This window comes from Enterococcus sp. UD-01 (assembly GCF_044909655.1).
Classification (GTDB): Bacteria; Bacillota; Bacilli; order Lactobacillales; family Enterococcaceae; genus Enterococcus_L.
In genome coordinates, this window is the sequence record NZ_JBIYEU010000026.1 from 1 (window position 1) to 15,050 (window position 15,050).

Annotated in this window: 15 protein-coding genes; 10 read left to right on the plus strand and 5 right to left on the minus strand. The window is 37.2% G+C overall.

Features of this window, described 5'->3' with window-relative positions:
• Positions 1 to 126: 126 nt before the first annotated feature.
• Positions 127 to 864 (minus strand): class A sortase, encoded by a 738-nt coding sequence (locus ABH902_RS15205; RefSeq protein WP_404592167.1) that lies wholly within the window; start codon positions 862 to 864, stop codon positions 127 to 129.
• A gap of 296 nt (positions 865 to 1,160) precedes the next feature.
• Here ABH902_RS15205 and ABH902_RS15210 point away from each other — a divergent pair, with 296 nt between their 5' ends.
• Positions 1,161 to 1,943 (plus strand): hypothetical protein, encoded by a 783-nt coding sequence (locus tag ABH902_RS15210; RefSeq protein ID WP_404592169.1) that lies wholly within the window; start codon positions 1,161 to 1,163, stop codon positions 1,941 to 1,943.
• Between the two features lie 873 nt (positions 1,944 to 2,816).
• On the opposite strand, the gene ABH902_RS15215 is transcribed toward ABH902_RS15210, so the two are convergent.
• Positions 2,817 to 3,584 (minus strand): MurR/RpiR family transcriptional regulator, encoded by a 768-nt coding sequence (locus ABH902_RS15215; protein WP_154778530.1) that lies wholly within the window; start codon positions 3,582 to 3,584, stop codon positions 2,817 to 2,819.
• 281 nt (positions 3,585 to 3,865) lie between these two features.
• Here ABH902_RS15215 and ABH902_RS15220 point away from each other — a divergent pair, with 281 nt between their 5' ends.
• From ABH902_RS15220 to ABH902_RS15235, 4 genes are all read left to right on the plus strand, one after another.
• Positions 3,866 to 5,248: a glycoside hydrolase family 1 protein gene (locus ABH902_RS15220; RefSeq protein WP_404592172.1), complete on the plus strand. Its 1,383-nt coding sequence runs from the start codon at positions 3,866 to 3,868 to the stop codon at positions 5,246 to 5,248.
• A gap of 16 nt (positions 5,249 to 5,264) precedes the next feature.
• The gene (locus tag ABH902_RS15225) at positions 5,265 to 6,590 is read left to right on the plus strand and encodes a PTS sugar transporter subunit IIC (protein ID WP_404592174.1); all 1,326 of its coding nucleotides are present in this window, start codon (positions 5,265 to 5,267) and stop codon (positions 6,588 to 6,590) included.
• 4 nt (positions 6,591 to 6,594) lie between these two features.
• The gene (locus ABH902_RS15230) at positions 6,595 to 6,825 is read left to right on the plus strand and encodes a hypothetical protein (RefSeq protein ID WP_404592176.1); all 231 of its coding nucleotides are present in this window, start codon (positions 6,595 to 6,597) and stop codon (positions 6,823 to 6,825) included.
• 131 nt (positions 6,826 to 6,956) lie between these two features.
• The gene (locus ABH902_RS15235; protein ID WP_404592178.1) at positions 6,957 to 7,541 is read left to right on the plus strand and encodes a YcxB family protein; all 585 of its coding nucleotides are present in this window, start codon (positions 6,957 to 6,959) and stop codon (positions 7,539 to 7,541) included.
• Between the two features lie 41 nt (positions 7,542 to 7,582).
• Here ABH902_RS15235 and ABH902_RS15240 read toward each other — a convergent pair whose 3' ends face one another.
• The 3 genes from ABH902_RS15240 to ABH902_RS15250 all read right to left on the minus strand — a co-directional run bounded on the left by ABH902_RS15240 (position 7,583) and on the right by ABH902_RS15250 (position 8,881).
• Positions 7,583 to 7,972, minus strand: coding sequence for a DUF1622 domain-containing protein (locus ABH902_RS15240; RefSeq protein WP_404592180.1), 390 nt, complete (start codon positions 7,970 to 7,972; stop codon positions 7,583 to 7,585).
• 86 nt (positions 7,973 to 8,058) lie between these two features.
• Positions 8,059 to 8,442, minus strand: a complete 384-nt coding sequence (locus ABH902_RS15245) for an ACT domain-containing protein (protein WP_404592182.1) — start codon at positions 8,440 to 8,442, stop codon at positions 8,059 to 8,061.
• A gap of 73 nt (positions 8,443 to 8,515) precedes the next feature.
• Positions 8,516 to 8,881 (minus strand): hypothetical protein, encoded by a 366-nt coding sequence (locus ABH902_RS15250; protein ID WP_404592184.1) that lies wholly within the window; start codon positions 8,879 to 8,881, stop codon positions 8,516 to 8,518.
• 240 nt (positions 8,882 to 9,121) lie between these two features.
• Between ABH902_RS15250 and ABH902_RS15255 the strand changes: the two genes are divergently transcribed.
• The 5 genes from ABH902_RS15255 to ABH902_RS15275 all read left to right on the plus strand — a co-directional run bounded on the left by ABH902_RS15255 (position 9,122) and on the right by ABH902_RS15275 (position 14,932).
• The gene (locus ABH902_RS15255) at positions 9,122 to 9,886 is read left to right on the plus strand and encodes a C39 family peptidase (protein ID WP_404592186.1); all 765 of its coding nucleotides are present in this window, start codon (positions 9,122 to 9,124) and stop codon (positions 9,884 to 9,886) included.
• A gap of 145 nt (positions 9,887 to 10,031) precedes the next feature.
• Positions 10,032 to 10,730: a glucosamine-6-phosphate deaminase gene (locus tag ABH902_RS15260; RefSeq protein ID WP_404592188.1), complete on the plus strand. Its 699-nt coding sequence runs from the start codon at positions 10,032 to 10,034 to the stop codon at positions 10,728 to 10,730.
• Between the two features lie 227 nt (positions 10,731 to 10,957).
• Positions 10,958 to 11,521, plus strand: coding sequence for a DNA-3-methyladenine glycosylase I (locus tag ABH902_RS15265; protein ID WP_404592190.1), 564 nt, complete (start codon positions 10,958 to 10,960; stop codon positions 11,519 to 11,521).
• A gap of 253 nt (positions 11,522 to 11,774) precedes the next feature.
• On the plus strand, positions 11,775 to 12,533 hold the full coding sequence (locus tag ABH902_RS15270) for a MurR/RpiR family transcriptional regulator (RefSeq protein WP_404592192.1): 759 nt from the start codon (positions 11,775 to 11,777) through the stop codon (positions 12,531 to 12,533).
• Between the two features lie 128 nt (positions 12,534 to 12,661).
• A complete protein-coding gene (locus ABH902_RS15275; protein ID WP_404592194.1) occupies positions 12,662 to 14,932 on the plus strand; it encodes a glycoside hydrolase family 65 protein in 2,271 nt (756 codons plus the stop codon).
• Positions 14,933 to 15,050: the final 118 nt, after the last annotated feature.

The window sequence follows — 15,050 nt, forward strand, 5'->3', positions numbered from 1 at the left end:
AATTATGCTTTGCCATTAGAAAAACACCTCCAAATTTATTTTACTAAATTTGAGGTGCTCTTTTTTAATTGTATCTCATTATAGTGTCAGTTCCTTAATCCAGCCTTTCTGTTTTTCTCTTTTTATTTATAAGGTTAATTGTTCCATTTGGAAGGCTTCCGTCATGGCTTTGGTTGCCTTTTTCATTGGAGTAATCGTTTCAAGCTCCCCTTGTACGGCAATGCGGGTGGTAGCGTTCATATCGCCGCAAGTGATTAAGGTAATCATTTTTTTGCCGGGAACATCTTCGATTAGTTCTACTCGAGACGGATCAATTTTTTCAACATAGTTAATCTTATATGTATAGACATTGGTTAAATCCGTGATGTAAATCAGTTCGCCGGGCTTTGAGTATTCCAATGGTGAAAACAAGGAAACCATATCCTGTACGCGGTGACTGGCTAATGCATAATTTCCCTTGCCCATTTCCTGATCAGGTTTCATCGTTCCGGCGCCGGTTAGTAAGACTACGTTGTCCAAGCCTCTGAAGATCGGCAGGTTAATTTTTACATCAGGCAAAGCGACAGCACCTATAACCGGTAAATCCTTATTCGCTAACTGAGCTTTGAGTACAGCTTCGGTACTCAGCGATTCAACAGCATCGAAGTCAAATGAAGTATCTTTTTCATTATTTTTCTTCACTTCTGCAGGTGTTAGCTTTTCAACAGAATAAGCTTTACCATTCTGCTGAATCAACAGATTTCTGATCTGTGTATTAAATACTAAGGCTAAACCAACAAGTAAGAGCAGAACCAATAGTATATTAATCAGCCAATTTCGTTTTTTGCGGGTCTTTTGTGTAGTTCTTCTTTGTTTTGAGGCCATAAAGCGTTCTCCTTTTTTAGAGTACCAACAATCTTGATGGATTATTATAAGTGTATCACAAAATAATTTGAAACCCTAGTTTTTAATCATTGTTTTTATGTTACTTAATTATTTTAAAGGAGCATTAAAAAAACAAATAAAATGCTTCAAATTTTTAAAATAATGCCGTATAGTATAGTGTAATTGAACGTTTTTCAACACTTTGTAACTGAATCTTAAACTAAAAGACACAAGCTTTTATTTATAAAGTATTGTAAAATATAATTAGAATAAAACTGATAGGGGGGATGGATGAAATGTTGGAATTGATTTATGTACATATTGATATGACAAGCAACGCTGTTTTATCAAAAGGCATTACGCAAGCTGATTTTACCCGTTCCATCGTTCATCATCCCCAAAATCTTCTTTTGCTGAATCCATCGGCTGAAGAAGGCGAATATGACATGCATAGCGGGCTGAAGATTATTCGTGGACAAGAAAACGTTGATCTTTATTTCGCAAGCGCGCATCGCCGGAAGTTGAATGAGGAAATTAAGTGGATAGACTTTTCAGATGTAACGATGCTGAAAGAACTGACACCGCTGGAAATTTCTGAGCTGCTTTACTTTGGCCATATGAAAACGAGTCTGCATTCGCCGTTTTTTTACAAGCTGCAAAATGATTTTGTCTTTTTTGAATTTGTGGATCACATGACGCGTGTTTACTATCGCTATATTGATGAATTTTATCGTATTTTAGCAGATAAAATTACACGAGTGATTTTAGAAAAAGTAAATGACCGTAAGACATTTTTTAAAAGAGGTGTCCCTGTTGAAAAACTGGACAGCGAGCTTTTAAAGGAAATGAAGCCTATTTTACAAGAAGGCGTAGTCTTTTGCTTCGATCAGATGGATATCAAAGGCAAAGAATACCATATCCCGATTCATGTCGTGGAGGATTCTATTTGGAAAACAAAGAATTACGGCTATCGCAACGAACCAGTGATTGCGATTTTGATTTATAATACAGCGAAACGTACATGGCGTTTGATTCAGGAAGATGATTTAGGTTATGGTGAATTGCCTAAGCATGGGTGAGGTAAATTAAAAGAGATGAGAGTAGAACATGAAACAGAAGAAATTCTGGTAAATGTTCTGCTTTTTTTGATTTTAGAGTATACAAAAAGCATTTCCCAGAGAAGATTAGCATATGCAGTGTATATTTCTGAAAGCAGGATCAATCAATGCTCTTTTTCATACAGTTAATCCTCTGTTTTTTAAATAGTTATTGCTCATTATGAGTCAATAATGAATAGACTAAACAAATTAAAATGATTATCAATAATAATAGTGTATTTAACCCAGATATTTTTTCATTTAGATATTGTAACAAAAAAGTAGCTGGAGAGATAAAGAATAGATAGTTATATTTTCTTATATCGATTTTAATTAAAAAACTGTAAATTATTACCATAAGACAGATGTCCATTAATATAATGAACGTGCCTATTTCTATACTGGATAAGTTTTTGCTGTAAATATTCGTAATGCAAAGATACTGAGTCACTATTATTAATATTGTGCCAAATGAAATGGATATTCTATTTTTAAATTTAATGATACTCACTCCTTTTTAATACTTAAGAAAGCGCTCTTTTAATGATTGTACCATGTATGTAAATTGAAATGAACATAAAAAATGTATTGTTTTACATTTAAAGGGGAATAACATAATAAGGATTGCAGTCTTTATTTTGGATGTTTTGTTTTTAAATAAAAATTCAGGAAAATCGAGGTTGAGCCAAAAGTCGTTTAGGTTCGAGCGATTGGAGTAAAAGACGACCAATATGTTTTTTATATTGATCGGATTTTATGAAATTGCCGAAGAACCTGACTTTTGGCCACCGTTTATTCGTAAGTAGTGGGCGAGACAAAGCTGCTTTTTAGCTTTGTTTCGCCCTTGTTTTTTATTCAAATATTTCGCTGTAATCGCAGGCGTTTGGCGATTTTTTCGATTAAAAAAAGAGCCGGCAGCTGCGAGGTGAGTTCAATGGTTTTATCGTGGTTGTTACTCGTTTTATAAATAGTTTCTCGGTTAATCGTATAGGGAATGTTTAGATCGGACATGCGGCTGATGGTTGAGCTGTCACTATTTGTAATGGAAATAATCGGACATTTTTTGGTATTTAAGCGCTGGATGTAGTGAATAAGCTCCTTTGTTTCGCCAGTAACGGATAAGGCAATGACGCAGGTGCGAGCCAATATATCGTCAGGAAACCACTCGATTGGATAATTGGAAGGATCTTCAATTCGCAACGCAGTTTGGGATAAGTTAGTAAAATAAAGCGAGCCATAAGCGGCAATTGGTTCAGATGATCCTGAGCCTAAAAATAAAACTAGTCCTTTATCCGATAATAAATCCACTGCTTGCTGAATTTTATTTTCAAGGAAGGGCTCGTTTACTCGTTCTAAAAAATGAATATGCTGTGTTTCATCGACATCGGCAATCTGTGCTTGATTGATGGATTCGTAATAAAGCTGCAGCTTCACTTTAAATTCAGAAAAGCCATTGCATTCAAACTTGTGACAAAAGCGCAAAATGCTGGCCGTGCTTGTATGTGTTTCGTTCGCTAAATCTCTGATGCGCATGTAGGTGACAGTTTTTAAATTATTAGCGATGTAGTGATAAATCTCGTATTCTAAAGGGTTTAAATCAGGGATGTAGTCCAGAAAAAGCATAGTGTCCTCCTTGTAGTAACAGACTGTGACAAATTTGTGAGAAATGACAAAAAATGGTACTTATCACAAAGAAATGAAAGCGGATAACAAAACATTATAATCAATGCTATACTCCAATTATAGAGTGTGAAAGCGCAATCTGCAAGGTGGAATGAATAACCGCTTTAGTAAGACAACCTCTTTGAAAAAACAGATGAGGTTCGTTGAAACAGGCTGCGCCACATCTACCGAGAGGGATAAGAAAAGAATTATCTGTTTTCAAAATAAGGAGGTTTTTTTGTATGGCTTTTAAGTTTCCTAAGACGTTTTTTTGGGGAGCAGCTTCAAGTGCAACGCAAGCCGAAGGTCGGCAATTAGGTGATGGGAAGGGGGAGAATATTTGGGATTATGCCTCAAAAGAATTTAATTATCGCTTCTATGAAGGTGTTACAACAGAGCAGACGTCCTTATTTTATCAGGATTATCATGCTGATATCGAAAAGATGCAGGCAATTTCGTTCAATTCATTTCGTACGTCTATTTCCTGGTCGCGTCTAATTCCGGAAGGGACTGGAGCCGTCAATCCCAAGGCAGTGACGTTTTACAATGAAATGATCGATGACATGCTTGCAAGAGGCATCGAGCCTTTTATTAATTTGTACCACTTTGATATGCCGCTGGTTTTGCAGGAAAAGGGTGGGTTTGAAAATAGAGAAGTGATTGAAGCGTATAAAGAATACGCGAAAACTTGCTTTGAACTCTTTGGCGATCGAGTGAAGTATTGGTTTACCTTTAACGAACCGATGATCCCAGCAGAAGCCGGCTATCTGCATGATCGGCATTATCCTTATGTGGTTGATTTTAAACGAGCGGCAACCGTTTTACATCATATTATTTTAGCACATTGTGAAGCGGTCAAAAGTTATCGCGAGCTGGAGCTTGAAGGGAAAATCGGCATCATTATGGACGTGATTCCGGTCTACCCAAGAAGTCAAAATCCAGCAGATTTATATGCGGCGGAAATGGCTGACTTATTTTATACCAAGAGCGTGAATGATGCGATTTTAAAAGGAAAGTATCCTGAAAAATTAAAAGAGGTATTGATTGAATACGATCAGCTGCCGGAAGTGAAAAATGCAGATATTGCCTTAATTGCCGCAACAAAGATTGATCTTTTAGGCATTAATTATTATCGGCCGCGTAGAGTGAAGGCGAAAGAATGTGTGCCGAATCCGCAGGGAGTCTTCTCGCCAGAGTGGTTTTTCGATGAATATATCATGCCGGGTAGAAGAATGAATACTTCTCGTGGTATTGAAATTTATCCGAAAGGCATTTACGATATTGCCAAAAAAATTCAAACAGAATATAACAATATTGACTGGTTTGTGTCCGAAAATGGGATTGGCATTGAAGGCGAAGAAGCCTTTATTGAAAACGGGATGGTTCAGGATGATTACCGGATTGAATTTTTGAAGGAGCATTTACGTTATTTACATCAGGCGATGGCGGAAGGAAGTAATTGCTTAGGCTATCATATGTGGACGTTTGTGGATTGCTGGTCTTGGGGCAATGCGTATAAGAATCGGTATGGGTTTTACCGGATGGATTTAAAAACTGGCGAAAAAACAGTAAAGAAATCTGGTTTGTGGTTTAAGGAATTGATTGAACAGCACGGGTTTGATTAGTAAGGGGAGGAAGAAAATGAAAGCTCTTGATAATTTAGCAATGAAGCTGCTGCCGATTGCCAATGCGATTGGGAATCAACGACATTTACAGGCAATCAGAAATGGTTTGATCTCTATTTTACCATTAACGATTGTAGGATCATTTTTTACAATATTACTTAATTTACCGATACCGGGTTATTCAGAGATGATTGCACCGTATCTGCAGGCGTTGGATGTACCATTTCGTTTTACTGTTGGCTTGATGTCGTTGTACGCGGCGTTTACGATCGGGTCCTTTTTAGGTGATTCATATAAATTGGATAAAACGACGGGCGGGTTTCTTTCAATGCTGGCTACTTTGTTGATGGTAATGCCGGTAAATCTGCAGGAAGGCGTCGATACGGCTGGTAAAGTGATTGACAGTGGTCGTTATATTCCGATTACGCCATTAGGCTCACAAGGGTTGTTTGGCGCTATTGTAGCTGCGCTAATTTCTGTTGAAATCTATCGTTTCACTAAAGAAAAGAATTTAGTGATTAAAATGCCGGAAGGTGTACCGCCGGTCGTGGGGGAATCCTTTGCCGCCTTATTGCCAACGTTGCTGGTTATTTTAGTTTTTTGGATTCCACGTCACTTTTTCAATTTTAATTTGAATGATTTATTGAGTATTGCCATCTCACCTTTGAAGGTCTTTTTAACAGGAAATAATTTACTTGGTGGCATTATAACGCAATTTATGATCTGTCTGTTTTGGACTTTGGGGATTCATGGGCATGCCGTTTTGGGACCGATTATCCGACCATTTTGGGATCAGGCCATTTTAGAAAACGCAGAGCTGTTTCAAAATGGCACCAGCGCTTTTCATTTGCCGAATATTTTCACGGAACAATTTTATCAATGGTATGCACAAATGGGCGGAACTGGCGCGACTTTGGCTTTGGTTTGCTTATTCCTATTCTCTAAATCAAAATATTTAAAGCAGCTAGGAAAATTATCTATTTTGCCGGGAATTTTCAATATTAATGAGCCGATCATCTTTGGAACACCGATTGTAATGAATCCATTATTAGCCATTCCGTTCATTATTGTACCGATTGTTAATACAATTCTAGTTTACATTGTGACCGTGCTGGGCTGGATGCCAAAAATGATGGTGAAGCCGCCGTTTTCAATTCCGGCGCCGTTGGGAGCGCTGATTACTTCCAACTGGAACTGGGTTGCATGTGTTATGGTCTTTGTCTGCTTTGCGGTATCGTTAGCCATCTATTATCCGTTCTTTAGAATGTTTGAAAAAATTCAAGTGGCGCAAGAACTGCAGGAAAATGAACAAGAAACAGCAACTGCCGTGACGGAGGGCTAGCGAAATGAAATATATAATCAGCGGCTGTCTTATTTTGGGCACGCATTATTTAATGAAGGAAAATCAGTGGCTTAAGCAACAAAAGTTTTGGCAGCTTTTACTTGGGATAATTCCTTTGTTGAGTTTGCTTGCGATACTGAGTACTTGGCTGGGAACGCTACTTCCCGTGATGTTTGCAACGATTGTTTGTGCAACGGTACTGCAAATAAAGTATAGTTATCACTTTTCAGCTTAAAAAATAACGAATAGGCCGAAGTAAAAGGTTAGTTGGATTCAGCTGCTTTTGCTTCGGTTTTTTCCTAGGTTAAAAAGACTACTGGACAATGATTCCGCATTTTGATAGGCTTGATGAAAGGAGCTGGTTAAGTGTTTGAATTTACATCTAGAATGACCAAAGAGGATTGGATTGCATTTAATAAAGCCTATGTCAAATATGCTTATAAAAAAAGGTTTCGGTTTATTTTGGTTCTTATGATCTTAGCATTTCTAGTTTTTTTAGGCTCACTGTCTTCACTAATCAATTATGTACAGGCAAATCGCACCTATTTGGCTTTTTTTGGCTATAGCGAGCTTTTCTCTAAAGCAACTTTTACTGTTATGATGCCAATTATTTACTTTATTTTAACTGCTGCCTTGGTATTTCGCTATTTTTTCAGTATTCCTTTAGCTGCCAAACGGATGGTAGAGCATCCTGAGAATAGTAAGATGTTAGCTGAAAGAAAAATTGTATTTGATGACACGTTTATTCAAGTGTTTGTCGCTAAGGATGAAAGCAAGTATGCGTGGGAAAGCATCACAAAAATCTTTGAAAATAATGATTATGTGGCCCTTTTTTTAGATCAAAGAAGCTGTCTACTCTTTTCTAAAAAAGCGGATGATGTCGCAAGTATTAGGGAGCTGCTGAATATGTTGGATAAGCATTGCTCTGAAAAGATTGTGCGCATGATATAAAAAACATACTAAGATGAGGGTAAAGTCATCTTAGTATGTTTTTAATTAATTTTCGTTTCATTTTCTTTCGTTTTCAACGCTGCTTCGATTTCTTTATTTAAAAAATAGGAAATAACGGTTCGAATAACAACAAGAATCGCTAGCTTTAAAATATCCTGAAAGGTCGGCTTGATAATGGATTCAATAATATCTGCTGCAATCAATATTTCTAAACTAAGCAAAATATAACTGCCTAGAAAGCTTTTAATGAAGTTGTTTTGTCGCGTCATAATAATTCGATTACGATCCGTTCGTTCACTTTTGAGAAAATCAATGCCTGCTACGATGACACCCCAAATTAAGACGACAATCGAAAAAATATTTAAAGCCAAAATAAATAAATCGAAAAAAGGAATTAAATGATTCATGATTGTTTGGGCAAGCTCGTGCATTTGACTTTCCTCCTTCATCTAAGTACTTTTAGTATAGCAGTTCTAAATTCTTATTGCCAATAGACTGAACAATATCAGTTTAATAGCTAAATAAATTGATGACCGTCCGCTTTTAAAACCTGCAGGGCTTTTTTCTTGTCTTTATTTTGCAGTAAAAGATAATCAGTATTGTAGGTAGATAATGCAAAAATGGAAATCTGATTGTCTGCTAAGGGATTTGCTAATTGGGTTAAAATGCCAACAAGCGAAAAATCTAGCTCACCGACAATTTGAATAATGAACCAATCACGATCAACGGCAAGTGCCTGATCCGTGCAAAATGAGTCTACAGGCGCGATGATGGAGCATTCGTCTTGAGTATAGGTGATGCTTTTAAACGATGATATGGAGTTGAAAGAAGCGGGTATTGTGTAAGATGCCGGGAATTTTGCGATCATATAGCCAACTTCGTCTATTACTTTTAATTGCATGGTGGAGCCTCCTGTTTTTTTTGTTTAGGTAGTAAAAAAATACGCTGAACCTTTGGAGTTCGGCGTATGTTGATTATTTAATTTGGCGCTTGTCATTTCTTGACAAGGAGCTGACTTTTTTTATATGTTCAACTGTAATCATACGAATTTGTTGAGGATCGTCCTGTAGACGCAGCATCATAGAATCGGTAATGGATTTTGAGACAATCCAGCCAGCAACTGTTTCGAACTTTTGCGAAGTCGGAACTTCTTTTAGCTGTAAAACAACTAAGCTTTTCTGAGCAGAAGCAACTTGTAATTTCTTAAGAATTTCTTCACGCTCTTTATTTTTTAGTTTTTTGTCTTTAGAGTCATCTAAAAATGCCGAAAAGAAACTTTGAGAAGATTGGCTGATCAATTTTGAAATGCTTTTCATTGTTGATTTGTGGTTACTTTCCATTCTTCGACCTCCTTTACGAATTCACTGCTGATACCAGACTCCGATAATTAGATAAATTCATTTTACCTAAAAAGAAACAAGAATTCAAGAAAATATGTTCGTAGATTTTAATAAGTGATTTTTCAAACTTGCATTTTTTGATAGAATAAGTAATATTAAGTAGTATCTATTGCCATGTAGGGAATAGTCGTTGAGAGTAAAAATCTTGGTTTTACTTTCACGTAAAAGAAGGAGAAGCGTATGAAGCAAAAACGTACAAATAAATCTAGAATTTATATAGTAGTAGTTTTAACCGCAGCACTTGCCGGCTTTATTTTGGCAAAAGCGGCTCCAATGGAAGCAGGACACGGCTTTTCAGCCGTATTTGATAAAAAAACTGAGCAGAAAACAGCAACAACAACTAGCACTACGAAGGAAGAAAAGAAACAAATTGTGGTAGAAAAACTTAGTTACCCTGAGCAAGTGAATGAAGCGTTGACGGAAGGGAAATTTAAAAACCGTTTACCGATTAAACTATTGCTGCAAACAGATAAAAAATGGAAGGAAACTGCATATGGCATTGGTAATCCGGAGGGTAATACCTTGGAAATCAACGGATGTGCGATCCTTTCTTTAGCAATGGTTTCTTCTTATTTAGATAGTAAAGAGTACACACCACAGGATATTTTAAATTGGTCACAAAACAATTATTATGTGGAAAATGAAGGAACCTCTTGGCAAATTTTTTATGATTTTGCACAAGCAAAAGGCTATCAATACTTGGATTTAGGTGCAGATATTACTCAAGTAGAAGACCAGCTAAAACAAAAGCACCCTGTCATTGTTTCCGTAAAACCGGGTCGTTTTACTGAAACTGGTCATATTATGGTGCTAAGCGGAACAGATAATGGGAAATTTTGGTTAAATGATCCAAATGATTCTGAAACAAAAAGACATTCTCAAACGGAATTTACTGCTGAGGAGTTAATGAATGAAGCCGTGAATTTTTGGGCGATTTACAAATAAAATCAAAAGCTGTCCGGTAAAATCAACCGACAGCTTTTTTTGTGTTCTGGAAAAGAAAACGCTTAAAAAAAATTTGAGAAGGGTTGACATGGGATGGTTCCCACATTGTACAATCAGTCTATAAAAAGGAAATGGAGTGAATATAATGAAAATAATTATCGAAAAAGATTTTGATGCAATGAGTGAAACCACTAAAAATATATTGTTGGGACATATGAGTCAGGATAAACGAGTTAATTTGTCAATTACAGCAGGAAATACACCTGTCGGAGTATATCAGCGACTGGTAGAAGTTGTGAAGGATTCTCCGAATTATGGCAATGTTCATTATTACAACTTTGATGAAATTCCTGTGCCTGATCAAGCGGAAGGTGTTACAATTACAGATTTAAGAAAACTATATTTAAATCCAGCTAACATCGCATCTGAAAATATTCATCCTTTAACAGTTGAAAATTATACTGAACAAGATCAACGTTTGGCGTTTGCCGGAGGTTTGGATGCCATGCTGATTGGGTTGGGCGGAGATGGTCATTTCTGTGGAAATATGCCTGTAACTACTAAATTTGAAAATTATACGTATAAGGTAAAAGTGCGTGGGGACGAGCCTTGGTTTGATCCTACAATGATGGAAGTTGGCATGGAATGTGTCACAATGGGACCAGCAAGCGTAATGAAAGTAAAGCATTTGATTTTAATCGTTAATGGAGAGAAAAAAGCTGAAATGGTAAAAAACGTACTACAAGGTCCTGTAACGGAAGCTTATCCAGCTTCTATTTTACAACTGCATCCTAACCTTACTGTTGTACTTGATGAAGCAGCTGCAAGTCAATTAGCGAAATAATAAACAAGTATTTTTCATTGTTCTGAAGAGGTTGAGTCAAAAGTCGTTTAGGTTCAAGCAATTGGAGCAAAAGCCGAAGAACCTGACTTTCGGTCACCGTTTATTCGTAAGAAGTGGGTGGAACAAAACTGTTTTTTAGTTTTGTCTCACTCATTTCTTTTTTTATATTTACGAACGTATGTTCTTTGTGGTAAACTTAATTAAAAGAATTCTATAGGAGGAAAAGGATGGAAAAGATCAGGTGTGACTGGGCGGTCGGTAGCGAGTTGGAACAAACGTATCATGATGAAGAGTGGGGCAAAGAAGTGCATGATGAGCAGAAGCTTTTTGAAATGCTTATTTTAGAAAGTATGCAGGCCGGGCTTAGCTGGTCAACAATATTGAAAAAAAGGGCGACATTAACTGAAGCTTATGATCATTTCGACTATAAAAAAATTGCTGACTACACACAAGAAAAAATTGATTCTTTGCTGGATAATCCTGGTATTATTCGTAACAAGCTGAAAATTAACGCTGCAATTAACAACGCACAAATGTTTATGCGTATCCAAGCAGAATACGGCAGCTTCGACCAATATATTTGGTCTTATGTTGACAACAAACCGCAACAAAATCACTGGACATCAATAAATGAAGTCCCTGCAACGACTGAATTATCGGATAAAATTAGTAAGGAACTAAAGAAAAAAGGTTTTAAGTTTCTAGGTTCGACGACTGTTTATGCTTATATGCAGTCAATCGGCATGGTGAATGACCATTTATTAAGCTGTTTTTTAAGAAGCGGAGAGTAAAAAGACGATTAATTAAAGAAGGTTGATTTTCAATAATTGATAATTAAAATAAAGCTATTTTTGAACCTTTTCTTTATTCGTTTTCTAACTAGTGACAGGTCATCTTTATTCGTTTATTTATTGGAACAACATAGCGCTATTTTCCGGAATACTCTTTTTTCAAGAACCGCTATGTTTTTCGAACTGGTTTGCTTCATCCGCAAAAGCGATAGATGGGTCAGAAATTGTGCTGGTAAAGAAGCTGGTGATTGCAATGAACGAAATCTATAAAAAAATTCGACATAATTATGAAAGATTATCTGAAGCAGAGCAGGAAGTCATTGACTTTATCCTAACCTTTGAGGATATTGATAAATTGAAGCTAAAAGATATTCAGGAGCAGCTTTTTGTTTCTAATGCCACAGTTATTAGAGCTTGCAAGAAGCTGAACTTTGCTACTTTTAATGAATTAAAATATGCTTTTATGCGTTCACAAAGAAGAAACAGCCAGAAGGCTTACAAAAAAGCAAACTCTTCAAAATTGATTGAAGAAATGAAAAAAACAATCGTAACTGCTCTGGAATTTATTGACGAAACGATTCTTAATCAAGTGTGCACTCATCTGCTTAAAGCCAGACGGATATTCTGCGTAGGAACAGGAGCAAGTAAGGTAGTTGTATCCGAATTTCAGCAAAAGCTAAAGCTGATTAATCTCTGGAGCAATGAATATATAGATGAGTTATCCATTGCCTGTATTTCTCAAATGTGTGAAGCCGAAGATGTCATACTTATATTTTCTGCGGACGATGAAACAGCTTTGATGAACGAGAGCATCCTTAAAGCTAAAAGTAATGGCGCTGTGATTATTACGATTACAGCTTCGCCGCACAACCAGTTAGAGCAGATCAGTCGCTATTCATTGTGGGCTTATAATACGGCCAACCATAAAAACACACAGGCAGCGTTATTACTGCATCTGATAAGCAACTTGCTTTATGAGAAGTTATTGATGAAAGAACCCAATTTTAGATGAAACATGCAAGACTGGGTTAGTCGTTTTCGACTGTTGCCAACTTACAAGAATAAGGTAACGTTTGACAATCCTCTTTGTTGATTTTAAGATGTGCTTAAAGACTGATACTTTTAGCAGGAGGAAAGAAAATGACCCCTTTATTTGAGATAGATCCTTGGAAAATTACTACTCATCAATTAGAACGACAAAAACGTCGTTTGCAGGAGTCACTTACTTCGATTGGCAATGGTTATATGGGTATGCGCGGAAATTTTGAGGAACAATATTCTGGTGATCATCATCAAGGAACGTATATCGCTGGCGTTTGGTATCCGGATAAGACGAGAGTCGGCTGGTGGAAAAACGGCTATCCACAATATTTCGGCAAGGTAATCAACGCAATGAATTTTATTGCTTTGGATATTTTTGTGGATGGCAAAATTGTGGATTTAGGTGTACAAGAGCCGCAGGATTTTTATTTGGAATTAAATATGCAAAACGGATTGTTGACGCGGATGTTTACCTTAAAAACTGAAAATGCAACGATTCGTTTTTCTTTTGAGCGCTTTTTAAGTATTGTTCAAAAGGAATTAGCAGCTATTCGAATGACTGCTGAAGTATTGGAGGGTGCAGCTGAAATTGAAATTATTTCAAAAATTGATGGCGATGTTCAGAATGAAGATAGTAATTATGATGAAAAATTTTGGCAGGCTTGTCAATCAGTTTTTGAAATGGAGATTGGCGTATTAACAGCTAAAACAATTCCTAATGCATTTGGGATTGAACAATTTACTGTAACTGCGGCGATGAAGCATCAAACAAACGCGAAGGTTGTGGTCAACGAAACAGAATCGTTAAAAGTACAGCAGTGTTTTCAACAGAAACTTCAAAAAAAGGAACGTTTGACGTTAGAAAAACAGGTACTTGTATTAACGAGTAGGGATATTCCAGAAGCAAAGCAAGCGGAAAAAGCAGTGGCGCTATTTCAAACACTAGATAAAAATTTTGCAGAATTATTAGAGGAACAAACACAGGCATGGCAAAAGCGCTGGGCACAAGCAGATGTTGTAATTGAAGGCGATTTAGCTGCGCAGCAGGGGATTCGTTTTAATCTTTTTCAATTATTTTCTACCTATTATGGCGAAGACGAGCGTTTAAACATCGGACCCAAAGGCTTCACAGGTGAAAAATATGGCGGCGGCACTTATTGGGATACAGAAGCTTATGCGATCCCTTTGTATTTAGCTTTAGCGAAGCCGTCAGTTACGAAAAACCTACTGAAATACCGCCACAATCAATTAGAGCAGGCTAAGCAAAATGCACGCCGACTGGGCTTGGCAGGTGCTTTATATCCAATGGTGACGTTTAATGGGACTGAATGTCATAATGAATGGGAAATTACTTTCGAAGAAATTCATCGGAATGGCGCGATAGCTTATGCCATTTACAATTATGTTAATTACACGGGAGATCGAGAGTACTTAAAGCATGAAGGTTTGGCAGTTCTTGTGGAAATCAGTCGTTTTTGGGCAGATCGCATTCATTTTTCTAAGCGAGCCAAAAAGTATATGATTCATGGTGTTACCGGTCCGAACGAATATGAAAACAACGTGAATAATAATTGGTATACCAATGTAATTGCTGCTTGGACGTTGCAGTATACGTTGAATAGCTATCGTGACTATGAACAGGAAACTGAAGTGATTATTACACCGAAGGAGCAGGCACATTGGCGTGAGATCGTCGGAAACATGTATTATCCTTATGACAAGAAATTAGGTATCTTCGTTCAGCATGATACGTTTTTAGATAAGAAATTAATGCCGAGAAGTCAGCTGCCAAAAGAGGAGCGACCACTAAATCAACATTGGTCATGGGATCGGATTTTACGTTCCTGCTTTATTAAACAGGCGGATGTTCTGCAAGGGTTATATTTCTTTGGCGAGCGCTTTTCATGTGCAGAAAAGAAACGGAACTTCTTATTTTATGAGCCAATGACGGTTCATGAATCTTCCCTGTCGCCAAGTGTTCATGCGATTTTGGCTGCGGAGCTGGGGATGGAGGAAAAAGCGGTGGAGATGTACCAGCGGACAGCTCGGCTAGATTTGGATAATTATAATAATGATACTGAAGATGGACTGCATATTACTTCGATGACGGGCAGCTGGCTGGCTATCGTTCAAGGCTTTGCGCAAATGAAGACAGCGGAAGAAACCTTAAGCTTTGCGCCGTTTTTACCCCATGTTTGGCAAAGCTATGCCTTTCATATTAATTATCGCGGTCGTTTGCTGCATATCATCGTTGATCAAAAAAAGGTTTGCTTAAAGCGAGTATCAGGACCGGAACTACAAATTAGACTATATGGAGAGCCGAAGCTATTAAGTGATGAAATTATAGTAGCAGTCAAATCGGCTCAATAATCGGGAATAGAAAAAATAGATAGTGGGCGGGACAAAACTAAGAAACAGTTTTGTCCCGCCCATTACTTACGAATAAACGGTGGCCGAAGAACTTACACGACTTTCGGCTCAACCTTTT

Bases quoted from the DNA above. Each gene is read 5' to 3' on its own strand.
- ABH902_RS15265 (WP_404592190.1), top strand. From the start codon at position 10,958: ATGGAAAAGATCAGGTGTGACTGGGCGGTCGGTAGCGAGTTGGAACAA.
- ABH902_RS15210 (WP_404592169.1), top strand. From the start codon at position 1,161: ATGTTGGAATTGATTTATGTACATATTGATATGACAAGCAACGCTGTT.
- ABH902_RS15260 (WP_404592188.1), top strand. From the start codon at position 10,032: ATGAAAATAATTATCGAAAAAGATTTTGATGCAATGAGTGAAACCACT.
- ABH902_RS15270 (WP_404592192.1), top strand. From the start codon at position 11,775: ATGAACGAAATCTATAAAAAAATTCGACATAATTATGAAAGATTATCT.
- ABH902_RS15255 (WP_404592186.1), top strand. From the start codon at position 9,122: ATGAAGCAAAAACGTACAAATAAATCTAGAATTTATATAGTAGTAGTT.
- ABH902_RS15220 (WP_404592172.1), top strand. From the start codon at position 3,866: ATGGCTTTTAAGTTTCCTAAGACGTTTTTTTGGGGAGCAGCTTCAAGT.
- ABH902_RS15250 (WP_404592184.1), bottom strand. From the start codon at position 8,881: ATGGAAAGTAACCACAAATCAACAATGAAAAGCATTTCAAAATTGATC.
- ABH902_RS15240 (WP_404592180.1), bottom strand. From the start codon at position 7,972: ATGCACGAGCTTGCCCAAACAATCATGAATCATTTAATTCCTTTTTTC.
- ABH902_RS15230 (WP_404592176.1), top strand. From the start codon at position 6,595: ATGAAATATATAATCAGCGGCTGTCTTATTTTGGGCACGCATTATTTA.
- ABH902_RS15225 (WP_404592174.1), top strand. From the start codon at position 5,265: ATGAAAGCTCTTGATAATTTAGCAATGAAGCTGCTGCCGATTGCCAAT.
- ABH902_RS15245 (WP_404592182.1), bottom strand. From the start codon at position 8,442: ATGCAATTAAAAGTAATAGACGAAGTTGGCTATATGATCGCAAAATTC.
- ABH902_RS15215 (WP_154778530.1), bottom strand. From the start codon at position 3,584: ATGCTTTTTCTGGACTACATCCCTGATTTAAACCCTTTAGAATACGAG.
- ABH902_RS15205 (WP_404592167.1), bottom strand. From the start codon at position 864: ATGGCCTCAAAACAAAGAAGAACTACACAAAAGACCCGCAAAAAACGA.
- ABH902_RS15275 (WP_404592194.1), top strand. From the start codon at position 12,662: ATGACCCCTTTATTTGAGATAGATCCTTGGAAAATTACTACTCATCAA.